We start from the raw sequence: 13,808 nt of genomic DNA, 5'->3' as shown, positions 1-13,808 counted from the left end.
GACGCTACGCTCACGAACGGTCTATACATTCGTATCATTTCCGTGCAGTGGTTTCCGAGCTACGATTGATTTGGTTCGCGCGCCACATCATTTGCGTGTGGCACGCTCCGCTTCTAGTGTGTCGAGGCCCGCCGCTTGTGTCTTCTCAAATCATTTCCATCGTCGACGACGATGAGGGTGCCCGGGTGGGGACCGCAAGTCTGGTTCGTTCGCTAGGGTGGCAGGCACGAGTGTTTGCATCGGCGGAAGAGTTTCTGGAGTCAGGATTAATCGACGAAACGTCATGCCTGATTTCCGATATACGCATGCCGGGCTTGTCCGGAATCGAAATGCACGACCGTCTGCTGGCCCTCGGGTACGCAATTCCGATCATCTTCACCACGGGATTCCCCACCGCTGCCCTTGAGGCAAAAATACGGGCCAGAGGTGCCCCTCCTTTCCTCGAGAAGCCGGTCGATGCCGCCACTATCGAGCGACTGCTAAATCTCGCGCTAGGTCAGCCGTAGCGCCTTGGCAATTCGTCGGAAGGCTGCCGTCCTGCCGGGCCCCACAGGCCCTCACAGCTTCAGTTCCCGCGCGTCGTCAGACGATTTGGGCACGCATGGCTTCACGCCACCGAATTTGGCCTTTCGAACGAGAACTTTATTGCGAAGGGCGCATTTCGTCGCCTCGGCAAGTACGCGGGTTATACGCGAGTATGAAATACCTATCTACAGGCAGCGGCGTTCGAATCGTTCGTAGAATGGTTTCGTGTGCCATGGGCCTGTACCTTGTTATCAAGGCCAGTGTGCAAGTGCGATGCGCCTGACATGGTCAGTCCTTTCATCACCAGTTCGCCGATCAATCCGGTTTGTTGACGATTGATGCTCACGTTCGTCTCGGGGCTCGCGCCGTGGACCTGCTGCGCAATCGTAGCAACGCTGTCAGTCGGTGATGGCCGCCGCAATCGCGGCATATCTGAAGGAGGAGCAGACGATGTTGACCATCGTGCTGATCTACATGTCCGGCTTCCTCGCCGTCGTGGCGACAGTGCTTGTCGCGATGATTAAGACCATGGCGCTTCCGAATCGTTGAGACGAGGAAATGTCGTATCTATCCGTTGACGTTATCCGCATCTGCGTAAGTTGCCCACGCACGTTCTCGACGTAGTGGAGGTTGCCATGTTCATTCAGCCCAATCAGATAGCACTGCCTTTCTCATTCGAAGTCGACCTATGCGCATGGGCAAACGCCGTGTACGAACAAGCCGTCGGAGAGGGCTTCATTCGCGAGCCATGGGAACCTGACGATGTGATCGTCCGGCGATTGCAGGTCTACTTCCACACCGGCCTGTCGCCTGCCGAAGCTGTGAGCGCGTGCTTCTGTCTGAACCACTAGCGCCGAGCGGCCCGAGCGCGGCCATCACGCCGAAGCTCATTGGCCGCGCACTCAATCGATCCGCAGCGGATCACCGTCGAATTCGACAAGGCAGCCGAAGCCGCCATGAAACAGCGCTTCACGCGCATCTTCCGCCTTTCCCGTGGCCGCGATCTCAGCCGCGTGCAGTTCGGCATCGTCTTCCGGCGCGAACCCGAGATAGCGCACGTTGGCGTTATCCCAGCGATTGCGCGCGTTATTGGACACGCCATACACGACCGCGAAGTGAAGGTCCGGATAGTCGATACAGCGGCGCGCCACCTGCACCATGTCGCGATGGCTGATCCATGTGAAGAGGTGGCGCGGTACGGTTGGCCGGTCGTCCGGCCGGAACGAGCCGATCCGGATGCATGCTACCGACATGCCGTGCTTGTCGGCGTACAACCGGCCAAGCGCCTCGCCGAACACCTTCGAGAGGCCATAACGGCTATCGGGGCGCGGCTCGACGGTGTTGTCGATCATCCGGTCGCGACGATGAAAACCCACCGCATGGTTCGAACTCGCGAACACCACGCGCTTGACGCCCGCTTGCCGCGCCGCTTCGAACACGTTGTAGCAACCCTCGATGTTCATATCGCGGATGCGTTCCCAGCGGTCCTCATCGGGAATGCCGGCGAGATGCACCACGACGTCGACGCCCTCCATAGCCGGCAGAAGGTCCTCGAGCCGCGTGATGTCGGCGGTCACGATTTCCTCGCCTGCCTGCGCCGGTGCCTGCGGCGCAATATCGGCGAGGCGCAGTGCATAGTGGCCCTGGAAACCGGCACGGAGCACACGTCCAATGTGACCGGCCGCGCCGGTAATCAGTACTCGAGTCATTGATACCCTCTCTGTGATTCAGGTAATACGGTTAATCGATTTCGCCTTTCTGTACAGCGTAGCCGGCCAGGCGCCGATGCTGCGCTTGAAGATACGCATCGCGCGATGGCACCAGGTGCTCCCGGCATAACGTGATCAGCGATTCCCGGTCGCCGGTTCGGAGCGCCTCGATCATCTGGTGGTGGTCGGCACGCGCCTTCTCCAGATACTGAGGAAACACGATAGATACCGAACGGATGGCATGCGTGCGGCGTTCATACTCGCGAATCGCCTCGGTTAGAACCTGGCTTTCCGACAACGCGAAGAACGCATGGTGAAAGGCCATGTTCGCGCGGAACACGCGCCGCAGGTCGCCTGCGATGGCTGCTTCGTCGTGCTCTGCCTGAATTGCCCTTAACGCGTCGAGCGCCTCGCTACTGACCGGAAAAACGATGCGCCTCGCCGCGTCTGCTTCCAGCAGTTCGCGTAGCGCATACAGTTCAGTGACCTCGCGCGGTGTGAACGACTTGACCAGCGCGCCCACATTCTTGCGGCGCTCCACCAGACCGCGCCGCTCCAGTTCCGCCAGCACCTGACGTGCGACGTGGCGTTTCAGGTTGAAGCGCTCGCACAGATCGTCTTCCACGAGCCGTTCGCGCGGATGCAGAACGCCCAGGACGATCTGTTCCTCGAGCTCGTCCGAGACGCTGCGTAGCGTCTCGTCGATATTGCGGTCGCGTTCGACGGTCTTCGCAGTGGGTGCATCGGAGCGTTTGGGCGTGGCAGCGTTGCGCATAAAAGGGTCCGCAAAATGATCTAAGCCGCGAGCCTATACGAAAATATGACCGTTAACCCTTGTTTCCGTGGCCGGGAACCGTCGTGGTCATCCGCGTAGCTTGCAGAAAGTCGAAGTCGCAGCCCTCGTCGGCCTGAGTGATCGTCGTCAGGAAAAGCTTGCGATAGCCACGCTCTTCGGGATCGACCGGGCGCGCCGGCAACGCGGCGAGACGAGCTGCAATTTCCTCGTCGCTAACGGCAAGTTCGATAGACCGCTCCGCCACGCTCAGGCGAATCCGGTCGCCAGTTCGTACAATCGCGAGAGGACCGCCGATAGCCGCTTCGGGTGTGACGTGCAAGACCACGGTGCCGGACGCCGTGCCGCTCATGCGGCCATCCGAAATGCGCACCATGTCTTTCACGCCCAGCCGGCCGAGCTTGCGCGGAATCGGAATGTAGCCCGCTTCCGGCATTCCGGGTGCGCCGACCGGCCCGATCCGCTTGAGCACGAGGACGTCGTGCGCTTCCACATCCAGTTCCGGATCGTCGATCCGGCGAGCCAGATCCTCGGCGTCCTCAAAGACGACGGCGCGCCCTTCGTGCTCCATCAGGCTCGCGCTTGCCGCTGACTGCTTGATGATCGCGCCGCCCGGCGCGAGATTGCCTCGCAGCACCGCAATACCGCCTTGCGGGAAGATCGGGCGCTCGAACGGCCGGACGACGTCCTGCGCGAAGCTCGCCGGCGCGGCATCCAGCTCCTCGCCGAGCGTACGACCGGTCACAGTGAGCGCGTCGAGATGCAGCAGCCCTTTTATCTCGCGCATGACGGTGGTCAACCCTCCGGCGCGATGCAGGTCTTCCATGTAGTGCTGTCCAGACGGCTTCAGATCGACGAGCACCGGCGTTTCACGCGCCATCCGGTCGAGCTGCTCGAGATCGATGCGAATCCCGAGCCGGCCGGCGATTGCCGTGAGGTGAATGATGCCGTTGGTCGAGCCGCCGATAGCGAGCAACACCCGCAACGCGTTTTCGATCGCCTTGGGCGTCAGGATCTTCGCTGGACTCAGGTCCTGACCGATCATCGCCACGGCCTGCGCGCCGGTGCGCTCCGCAATGCGGATGCGATCGGCGGTCACGGCAGGCGCAGACGCACCACCCGGCAGCATGATGCCCAAGGCTTCCGCGATGCAGGCCATCGTGCTGGCCGTTCCCATCACCGAACAGGTTCCGACTGTTGCGACGAGCTGATTGTTGACCGCGTCGATCTCGGCTTCGTCGATCTGGTCGCCGCGGAAACTCGCCCAGAAACGACGGCAGTCCGTACATGCCCCCACCCGCTCGCCGCGATGCGAGCCGGTGAGCATGGCACCCGTCACCAGTTGAATGGCCGGAACGCCCGCCGCCGCCGCACCCATCAATTGCGCCGGGACGGTTTTGTCACAGCCACCGATCAGCACCACCGCATCCATAGGCTGGGCCCGGATCATCTCCTCCGTGTCCATCGACATCAGGTTGCGCAGATACATGCTGGTCGGATGCGAAAAGCTCTCGGCAATCGAAATCGTCGGGAATTCGACAGGCAGCCCGCCAGCCAGCATCACGCCGCGCTTGACCGCCTCGATCAATTGCGGGGCGTTGCCGTGGCACGGGTTGTAGGCGCTGCCCGTGTTCGCGATGGCGACGATGGGACGCGACAGCGCGTCGTCGGTATAGCCCGCGCCCTTGATGAACGCCTTGCGCAGAAAAAGCGAGAAACCTTCGTCGCCATAGTTCGTCAGGCCCTGCCGCAAGCCGCTTTTCTTCTCGCTCATTACCGCTCCCAAATCGTCAATGAAATTATCAATAATCTTGACGGGAATGTTACCGATACTTATAGTCCGTCTGCAAGCGATTCTTTTCCGTCGCAATCGATGCCGCCTGTCCACTCTCTCCAACAGCATTCCGCCGAGGTCTTCATGAAGCATGTCGTGGCCTATCGATCGTTGCCTCCTGCCGTTCTGGGGCTACTTCGTGAGCACTGTTCCGTCGAGCTGGTCGACGTTTCCTCCGGCGACCTGGCCCCCTTCAAGCGTGCCTTGGGCGGGGCTCATGGAATGATCGGCAACAATCTCAAGATAACGCCTGAGATCCTCGACGCAGCGCCTTTGCTTCAGGTCGCGTCCACCGTTTCGGCCGGCTTCGATGCGTTCGATGTCCCCGAACTCTCGCGCCGCGGCATCGTTCTGACGAATACGGCGGAAGAAGTCACCGAAACCACCGCCGACCTCGTGTTCAGTCTGATCCTCGCGACCGCCCGGCGCATTTCGGAACTCGCCGACTGGACCCGGCGCGGCCAGTGGACCCGGACTGTCGGTGAGGCGCAATTCGGTGTCGACGTGCATCACAAAACGCTGGGCATCGTCGGACTTGGGCGCATTGGCAGCGCGGTTGCCAAACGCGCCGCCCTCGGCTTCGGCATGGACGTGATCTATTCCAACCGCTCCCGCAACCCCGAAGCAGAGGAGCGTTACGGCGCGCAATGGCGGCCGCTGCCCGAACTGCTCGCGACTGCGGATTTCGTCTGCGTGCTTGTGCCGTTATCGCCCGCCACCGAGCGCCTGATCGGCAGCGCCGAGCTCGGCGCCATGAAGCCGTCGGCCATTCTCATCAACTGTGCTCGCGGACAGGTCGTCGACGAAGCCGCCCTGATCGCGCATCTCCGTGAAGGCCGCATTCTCGGCGCCGGTCTCGATGTGTTCGAACGAGAACCGGTGTCGCCGGACTCGCCGCTGCTCCAGTTACCGAACGTGGTGGCGGTGCCGCATCTCGGTTCCGCTACGCGACAGACGCGCGAGAACATGGCCATGCGCGCGGTGCGCAATCTCATCGATGCACTCGACGGCCAGCTCTCGTCGACCTGTGTCAATCCTGAAGCGCTCCACGCCCGTTCGTCTGCGCAACAGATCGCCGGCTGAATGGCGCGAAATACTCCCACTTCAATCAAAAGGAACACGCGATGACCTCAGTCAACCGGCCCCGTGGCGTCTACTCGCCCGTGGTCACGCCGTTCACAAGAAACCTCCTTCCCGATCACGACCGCTATGTCCGTCATTGCCGATGGCTCATCGAACAGGACGTCGGACTCGCTGTTTTCGGCACCAACTCGGAAGCGAATTCGCTGGCAGTCAGCGAGAAAATGAAGCTGCTCGAAACATTGGTTGGCGCAGACATTCCGCTTGATCGCCTGATGCCTGGCACCGGCTGCTCGGCACTCACCGACTCGGTCGAACTGACACGCCATGCGCTTTCGCTAGGGGTGAACAATGTGCTGATGCTCCCGCCGTTCTACTACAAGGGCGTCACCGACGAAGGCCTGTTCCGCAGCTATGCGCAGATCATCGAGCGCGTGGGTTCCGACGCATTGCGCATTTATCTGTATCACATCCCGCCCGTGTCGCAGGTGCCGCTCAGCCTCGCGCTGATCGAGCGGCTGCTAGCTGCTTTCCCGGGCGTGATCGCCGGCGTGAAGGATAGTTCTGGCGACTGGAGCAACACCCAGGCCATGCTCGAGCGCTTCCAGCCGCATGGCTTCGATGTGTTCGCCGGCAGTGAAACTTTCCTGCTCGCCACCATGCGTGCGGGAGGCGTCGGCTGTATCACGGCAACCGGCAACGTCAATCCGGCGGCAATCGTACAGTTGTATCGTCACTGGCAATCGGCCGACGCCGATGCCCGTCAGGCAGCACTGGATGCCACGCGAGCGGTGTTCGCGAGGTTCCCGATGATCCCCGCGCTCAAGGCAGCGATCGGCATCTATTCGAACGCGCCCGAGTGGGGCGTCGTACGTCCTCCTCTCGTCGATCTGACGCCAGCGCAGTGCGATGCGCTCGCCACCGCGCTGCGCGAAATCGGCTTCTGCATGCCGGGGGTCGAAGTCACCGCCTGATGCGGTGCAAAAACATCCGCCGGTTGCCTACGCAACCGGCGGTCTTTTGTGGCTATTCATTGCTTCGGCTTCAGGCCCAATCGTCCAGCGCATATTCGTTCAGCGCGGCTTCATCGAAGTCGAATCCCAAGCCAGGACGCGTCGGTACGGCCAGCTTGCCGTCTGCGAACGACAGTTGCGTATCCACCAGCCGACGGAAATTCAGCACCTGATCGTCAGGAAAAAACTCGACATAGCGTGCATTGGGCGTCGACGCGACCAGATGCACGTGCAGATCGTGGAACCAGTGTGGACACATCGTCACACCCACGGCCGCGGCCGACGCAGCAATCCGTCGCCATTCGCTGATCCCGCCGCATACCGCCGCGTCCGACTGAAGGATCGTGGCCGCGCGCTTGTCGAGCAGCGCCTGATGCCGCCAGCGCCCCGCTTCTATCTCACCGGTCGCTACGGTCACCGGCGTGCGCCGACTCAGTTGCGCATGGCTTTCGATGTCATCCGGACCGAAGGGCTCTTCTATCCAGTACGGGTTGAATGGCTCGTACCGGCGCATGTATTCGAGCGCGGTCGGAACGTCGGACCAGGCGTTGTTGGCATCGAGCATCAGCAGCACGTCGTCGCCGATCGCTTCTCGTGCCGCGCGGATCCGCGCTTCCTCGCTGCGCGGATCGAGCCGCCCTACCTTCATCTTCACGGCGCGAAACCCCAGTGCCACGTAACCCGCCATCTCCTCGCCGAGATGCTCGGGCGTCTTGCCTTCGAGGTAGTAACCGCCACTGGCATAGGCCGGCACCGTGGCGCTACATGTGCCGCCGAGATACCGGCTCAACGGCAGGCCCGCAGCGCGTGCATTGCGATCCCACAACGCGATGTCGAGGATGGACAGCGCCCGCATGACCGAGCCGGCACGCCCTTGCAGCAATGACTCGTCGTACATGGCGCACCAGCAGCCTTCGACATCGAGCGCTGAGCGCCCGCGCAACAGCGGCGCGAACAATTCGCGCACTGCATACGTGACCAGCATGCCGGCGCGGTTGCCGCTATAGCAAAAGCCGATGCCGTAGTGGTCATCGGCTGTCCTGACGCGCACGACGGTGTAGTCGCGGGCGGTGACCAGACGGGTCGAGAATGCAGTATGGCGGTCGAGCGGCACGCGGATGGTGCGCGCCTCCACCGAAACGATCCCCGCACGTGCCTGATAGTCGGCTTGTTCAGGTTCAACGATGACGTGTTTCATAGCAGTAGGTCGACTGGAAAAAGATCACGAGGCTCACGGGACCGATCGTGCGGCCGCGCGCCCGGTCGCAGTGGGTTGGCCCCGCTGTGCCGCCCTGACGGCTTGCGTGCCAGGGCGAGCTGCCTATGCAGCGGTGGTGTGCGTCCCGACCGACCCGCCTGCCGGGCGCCGGCCGATGACCAGCAGCATTGCCAGCACGCCGATCAGATCCACCGCCGCGCCGAGCATGAAGCCGCTGCTGTAACCGCCAAGGTACTGGACTGCCAAACCCATCATGGTCGGACCGACGATGCCCGAGATGTTGCTCATCAGGTGAACAAAGCCGCTTACGCCGCCAAGATGCCTGCCCGGCACGAGCTCGTGCATGATGGCCCAGCACGCTTGCGACGAAGCCGTCAGGAACAGCACGGCGAATGCGACAAGCACTACCGCGGGCGTCACGGAATCGACCATGCTGACGCCCACCAGGGCGAGACCCGACAGCGCGAGCGGCACGATCGCCGAGACCTTGCGCGCCAGCAGTTTGTTGCTGCTGCGCTTGAAATACGCGTCGGCGACGAGGCCCCCGCCGAAGTATCCGATCCCGCCGCATGCCCAAGGCACTGCGCTCAGAAAGCTCATGTGCTGCATGTCGAGATGCAGCGCATTGGTGAAATAGCTCGGCATCCACGAGATGAACACGAACAGCGTGTAGTTCACCGCAAACAGGCCGACGCCAAGCGCGAGCGTGCTCGGACGAAACAGGTAGCTGCGCAGCGGCGTACTTTCGTCGCCGGCTTCTGCCGGATGCGCCGCGCTGCGGCTCGCTTCGACCATCTTGCGTTCGGCCTCGCCAACCCACGCGCTTTGCGCCGGCTTATCCGTCGCGAATATGCGCCACGCGACGATCCACGCGAGCCCGAACGCCGCGATAATGACAAACGACGTGCGCCAGCCGTAGGCAATGGCAATCAGTCCCACCACCGGCCCAGCGATTGCGCTGCCTACCGTCTGGCCGGAAAACGTAAAGCCGACCATGGTCGCGGTTTCTTGCCGGGGAAACCAGTTGGTGATGGTCCGGTTGGTCGTCGAATTCATCGGACCTTCGCCGAAGCCGAACAGCGCCCGGAAGACCAGCAGCGTGCCGAAGCCAGTCGCGGCCGCAGTCAACCCGCACAGCACGGACCACGTACCCATCGCCCACGAAAACACCCTGCGCGGTCCGTACTTGTCAGCGAGCTGGCCGCCGACGAATGCGAAGATGGAATAGCCGAAGAAAAAACTGCTGAACACCACGCCGAGTTGCGACGGCGAAAGATTGAGCTCCTTGTTGAGGACAGGCGCGACGACGCCGAGTGCGGCGCGGTCCATATAATTGATCGCGCCCGCGATAAACAGCAGCAAGGCGATAATGTAGCGATACTTCCCGGTTTTCATGTTGTCTCTATTCCATGTAATTAAGGATACCGAATTTTGTGATCTGGCACTTCTATCGTGCGCCATGGAGGTACTACTTGTTGACAAGCCTGGCGGGAAGCTGCGTCAAGATCAGGCATGCGGAGACAATCAGCGACCCCGCAATCAGGAACAGGCTTGAATCAAGTGAATGTGTGACCGTCTTTAGCCATCCCACGAGCGCAGGGCTTACGAACCCTGCGAGATTGCCTGTCGAATTGATCAACGCAATGCCGGCGGCCGCACCGGTGCCGCCGAGGAAAGACGTGGGCAACGCCCAGAACATGGGTAACGCCGTAATCACGCCCGAAGCGGCCAGCGTCAGACCAAGCAACGCAATATACGTATTGTTGCCCGCGTAGGCGCACATCACGAAACCCACAGCTGCCATGCATTGCGGCAACACCACGTGCCAGCGGCGTTCACGCGTGCGGTCCGCGTGGCGGCCGACCACAATCATCAGAATCAAGGCGGCAAGATACGGCACGACGGTGAGCAGGCCGATGGTGAAGGCGTCCGTGATTCCGGAACTTTTGATGATGGTTGGCTGCCAGAAGCCAACGGCGTAAGAGCCCATCACGATCCCGAACAGAATCGTGCACAAGGTCCAGACTTTGAGCGACGTGAACACCTGGCGCACGGAACCGTGGCTTTTGGTGCGTGCTTCCGCATCGATTTCCGATGCAATGAAGTCGCGGTCCTCGATCGGCAACCACTTTGCGTCCTTCACCCGGTCGTCGAGGAACCAGAAAATGACGGCTGCCAGAATCAGCGCGGGGACAGCTTCCAGAATGAACAGCCACTGCCAGCCGGCCAGCCCCGCGTTCCCCGCGAGGCGCTGCATGATGAAGCCGGAGATTGGGCCGCCGACAATGCCCGCCACCGGGTTGCCCGCCATCAGGAAAGCAATCATCTTGCCGCGCCGGTGCGACGGAAACCAGTAGGTGAGATACAGCACCAGCCCCGGGAAAAAGCCCGCTTCGGCCACGCCCAGAAAGAAACGCAAAACGTAAAACATGGTGGGCGTCGTCACCCACGCGGTCGCGGCCGAGAGCACGGCCCACGTGAGCATGATCCGGGCGATCCAGCGGCGCGCGCCGAGCCGGTGCAGCAGCAGGTTGCTCGGCACCTCGAAGAAAAAATACCCAATGAAAAAGATGCCGGCGCCAAAGCCGTACATCGCCTCGCTGAAGTTCAGATCGCCGAGCATCTGAAGCTTCGCGAAGCCCACGTTGACCCGATCCAGGTACGCCACCACGTAGCAGACGAACAGCAAGGGCATGAAGCGCCAGGTCACTCGGGTGTAGATGGAGTTGCTTGCCGCGCTGTCAGGTATGGGTATTACCGGGGTCTGCGTACTCAAGGGTTGTCTCCGCTATTTGATTGGACTGGCTACAGGGCGGCGGCTTTCTTATGGGTGTAAATGGCCGTTCCCGCTCGCGACACGCTGAGCCACATCGGACTCAGCTCATGATGCCGATCTGCCACGGCACGAATTCGTGATCGCCCAGCCCGAGCATTTCGCTTTTTGTGCGCTCGCCCGACGCGGCTGCAAGAATGGCGTCGAAGATTTTCTGGCCCGTGCTCTGAATCGACGCAGTGCCATCCAGGATGCCGCCGCAGTTCAGATCCATGTCTTCGCTCAGACGGGTGTACATCGGCGTGTTGGTGGCGAGCTTCAGCGATGGCACGGGCTTGGCGCCGAACATTGAACCGCGCCCTGTGGTGAAGGCAATCAGATTTGCGCCGCCTGCAATCTGACCCGTTGCGGAGACGGGGTCGAAACCGGGCGTGTCCATGAATACGAGTCCGGGCTGCTTCACCAGTTCGGCGTATCGATACACTTGCATCAGCGGCCCGGTGCCACCTTTCATCGCCGATCCAATCGACTTTTCGAAGATGTTCGCGAGTCCGCCCACCTGGTTGCCAGGGCTGACCTGGCCGTTGATCTGAACGTCTCGGCCAACCGAATACTCGTCTTTCCACCAGCGGATACGCTCAACCAGCTTTTCGCCGACTTCGCGGCTGACCGCACGCCGCGTAAGCGTATGTTCGACGCCGTAGATCTCGGGTGTTTCAGAGAGGATGGCCGTGCCGCCGTGACGGACCAGCAAGTCCATCGCCGCGCCAAGCGAAGGATTGGCGGTGATCGACGAAAAGCCGTCCGACCCGCCGCATTGCAGACCGATCTTCAGGTGGCTTGCGGGCACCGTCGTGCGCTTCACGCGATTGGCATCGGGCAACAGCGCCCGGACCGCAGCCACACCGGCCTCGATCGTCCGGCGCGTGCCGCCGCTCTCCTGCATGATGAACGTGTGCAGCCGCGAATCGGCCTTCAGACCTTCCTGGTCCATCAGTCCGGCCAACTGGTTACGCTCGCATCCCAGACCGACAATCAGCGCCGCAGCGAGATTGGGATGGCGCGCATAGCCCGCCATCGTCCGGCGCAGCAGCGCCATCGGTTCACCGCTCATTTCCATGCCGCAACCGATCGAGTGCGTAAATGCGACCACGCCGTCTACGTTCGGGTAGTCCGCTAGCCGTTCCGGGGTGAACCATTCGGCGATCCTGTGTGCAACGGTGGCCGAACAATTGACTGTCGACAGTACACCGATGTAGTTGCGCGTAGCAACCTCGCCGTTATCTCTCACGATGCCCTGGAACGTGGCGCGCCCAGCTTCGGGCACCATCTCGACAGGCCGGTAGTCGGCGCCGAATGCGTAGTCCCGGTCGAACTCGCGGAACTCGACGTTATGGCTATGGACCATCGTGCCTGGCGCAATATCCGTCGCGGCGAAACCGATCACCACGTTGTACTTGCGAACGGGCTCCCCCTTTTTGATGGGCGCCGCGGCGATCTTATAACCTGCGGCCACCTGGCTGCGGCAAACAAAATCTTCCGCAGGGACCGGCGTACCGATTGCGACGTCAATGCGCGCAATTACCACATTGTCAGCGGGATGCAACCGGATCACCGGCCCGCTTACGTTCTTGCTCGTCATCTCAGTCATCAGGCATTGCCCTTCTGGAAATTTGCGCCGGGCGTTCAAAAAAGGGAGCGAAGTGCGTAATCGCTTTCTCATCTCATCATTACAATCGATGCGCCGCGGCTCGAAGTTCGAACATTTCCGGCATCTTATGGCACTTCAGTTGCGAACTCAAGAGAAAGCGCTTACTCATTTTCCCTTTATACTACCGGTCGTGCCGCCGCCTACGCGTAAATGCCGGCACCCCGAACAGGAGATTGAGATGTGGCAACAAGCTGAGCGATACCCCGACCCCCGGGTGATTTCGCTAGACCCTTCCTTCGACAAATACCGCGTGGCCTTTTCGGCGGTCGAGCGGCTGGCCACCGGCTACCGGTGGACCGAAGGTCCCGTATGGTTCGGCGATGGGCGCTACCTGCTGTGGAGCGACATTCCCAACAACCAGATGCTGAAGTGGGAGGAGGAAACGGGGGTGGTCAGCGTGTTCCGCAAACCCTCCAACTACGCGAACGGCAACACCCGCGACAGGCAGGGGCGGCTCGTCACGTGCGAGCACGGCCGCCGCGTCACGCGTACCGAATACGACGGCAGCATCACCGTCCTTCTGGATTCCTTTGAAGGCAAGCCGCTCAATTCCCCCAATGATCTGGTAGTGAAATCGGACGGCTCCATCTGGTTCACTGATCCGCCGATGGGCATTTCCGGGCACTACGAGGGGATCAAGGCGGAGCAGGAACTCCCGCACTCCGTATATCGGATCGACGGCGTGACGGGCGAAGCGTCCATAGTCACTCGCGACCTGAAAGGACCGAACGGCCTGTGTTTTTCACCCGACGAGAAGCTGCTTTACATCATCGAATCGCGCGGTGTGCCCAACCGGATGATTCACGTTTATGACATGGACGCGGACGGCCGCGGAATCGGTAAAGGGCGCGTGTTCTACGACGCGGGGGCGGGCACGATCGACGGAATGCGCGCCGACATCGACGGCAACTTGTGGTGCGGCTGGGGCATGGGCAATGACGAACTCGATGGGGTCATGGTCATTTCGCCACAAGGAAAGATGATCGGCCGGATCGCCCTGCCCGAGCGCTGCGCGAATCTATGTTTTGGCGGACGCGCGCGTAACCGGCTGTTCATGGCGTCATCGCAGTCCATTTATGCGGTACACGTCAACACGCAGGGCGCGCTGGGTGGATAACCCGGTTCGCCGCGATGCGTAGCGCGGCCACCGG

12 protein-coding genes are annotated in these 13,808 nt (G+C 61.5%); 5 read left to right on the top strand and 7 right to left on the bottom strand.

The genetic code is table 11. The annotated features are described in order from the left end of the window. Window positions 1-137 precede the first annotated feature (137 nt). Entirely contained in the window at window positions 138-506 is a 369-nt protein-coding gene (locus tag ABQJ48_RS08390; RefSeq protein WP_367837252.1) for a response regulator transcription factor, read from the top strand. Window positions 507-1,160: 654 nt separating this feature from the next. Beyond that, on the top strand, window positions 1,161-1,376 hold the full coding sequence (locus ABQJ48_RS08385; RefSeq protein ID WP_367837250.1) for a hypothetical protein: 216 nt from the start codon (window positions 1,161-1,163) through the stop codon (window positions 1,374-1,376). Between the two features lie 51 nt (window positions 1,377-1,427). Here the strand turns inward: ABQJ48_RS08385 and ABQJ48_RS08380 are convergent, their stop codons facing one another. From ABQJ48_RS08380 to ABQJ48_RS08370, 3 genes are read right to left on the bottom strand one after another with little or no spacing between them, the layout of a single operon-like run. Beyond that, window positions 1,428-2,234: an NAD-dependent epimerase/dehydratase family protein gene (locus ABQJ48_RS08380; protein ID WP_367837249.1), complete on the bottom strand. Its 807-nt coding sequence runs from the start codon at window positions 2,232-2,234 to the stop codon at window positions 1,428-1,430. Window positions 2,235-2,265: 31 nt separating this feature from the next. After that, window positions 2,266-3,009 carry a GntR family transcriptional regulator gene (locus ABQJ48_RS08375; RefSeq protein ID WP_367837248.1) on the bottom strand — a complete coding sequence of 248 codons (744 nt, stop codon included), beginning with the start codon at window positions 3,007-3,009 and terminating at the stop codon, window positions 2,266-2,268. 52 nt (window positions 3,010-3,061) lie between these two features. Then, window positions 3,062-4,801 (bottom strand): IlvD/Edd family dehydratase, encoded by a 1,740-nt coding sequence (locus ABQJ48_RS08370; protein ID WP_367837246.1) that lies wholly within the window; start codon window positions 4,799-4,801, stop codon window positions 3,062-3,064. A 144-nt stretch (window positions 4,802-4,945) separates the two neighbouring features. Between ABQJ48_RS08370 and ABQJ48_RS08365 the strand changes: the two genes are divergently transcribed. Next, window positions 4,946-5,944, top strand: a complete 999-nt coding sequence (locus ABQJ48_RS08365) for a 2-hydroxyacid dehydrogenase (protein ID WP_367837245.1) — start codon at window positions 4,946-4,948, stop codon at window positions 5,942-5,944. Window positions 5,945-5,985: 41 nt separating this feature from the next. Continuing rightward, window positions 5,986-6,915, top strand: coding sequence for a dihydrodipicolinate synthase family protein (locus tag ABQJ48_RS08360; protein WP_367837244.1), 930 nt, complete (start codon window positions 5,986-5,988; stop codon window positions 6,913-6,915). Between the two features lie 70 nt (window positions 6,916-6,985). Here the strand turns inward: ABQJ48_RS08360 and ABQJ48_RS08355 are convergent, their stop codons facing one another. From ABQJ48_RS08355 to ABQJ48_RS08340, 4 genes are all read right to left on the bottom strand, one after another. Further along, entirely contained in the window at window positions 6,986-8,152 is a 1,167-nt protein-coding gene (locus tag ABQJ48_RS08355; RefSeq protein WP_367837242.1) for a mandelate racemase/muconate lactonizing enzyme family protein, read from the bottom strand. A 123-nt stretch (window positions 8,153-8,275) separates the two neighbouring features. Then, window positions 8,276-9,568: an MFS transporter gene (locus ABQJ48_RS08350; protein WP_367837240.1), complete on the bottom strand. Its 1,293-nt coding sequence runs from the start codon at window positions 9,566-9,568 to the stop codon at window positions 8,276-8,278. A gap of 73 nt (window positions 9,569-9,641) precedes the next feature. Next, the gene (locus ABQJ48_RS08345; protein WP_367837239.1) at window positions 9,642-10,949 is read right to left on the bottom strand and encodes an MFS transporter; all 1,308 of its coding nucleotides are present in this window, start codon (window positions 10,947-10,949) and stop codon (window positions 9,642-9,644) included. A gap of 100 nt (window positions 10,950-11,049) precedes the next feature. Continuing rightward, window positions 11,050-12,597 carry a UxaA family hydrolase gene (locus ABQJ48_RS08340; RefSeq protein ID WP_367837238.1) on the bottom strand — a complete coding sequence of 516 codons (1,548 nt, stop codon included), beginning with the start codon at window positions 12,595-12,597 and terminating at the stop codon, window positions 11,050-11,052. A 238-nt stretch (window positions 12,598-12,835) separates the two neighbouring features. Between ABQJ48_RS08340 and ABQJ48_RS08335 the strand changes: the two genes are divergently transcribed. Next, on the top strand, window positions 12,836-13,774 hold the full coding sequence (locus tag ABQJ48_RS08335) for an SMP-30/gluconolactonase/LRE family protein (protein ID WP_367837236.1): 939 nt from the start codon (window positions 12,836-12,838) through the stop codon (window positions 13,772-13,774). Window positions 13,775-13,808 lie beyond the last annotated feature (34 nt).

Source organism: Paraburkholderia suaedae (assembly GCF_040812055.1).
Classification (GTDB): Bacteria; Pseudomonadota; Gammaproteobacteria; order Burkholderiales; family Burkholderiaceae; genus Paraburkholderia.
The sequence above is the reverse complement of the archived record's forward strand: the minus strand, read 5'-3'. Positions and strand labels throughout refer to the sequence as shown.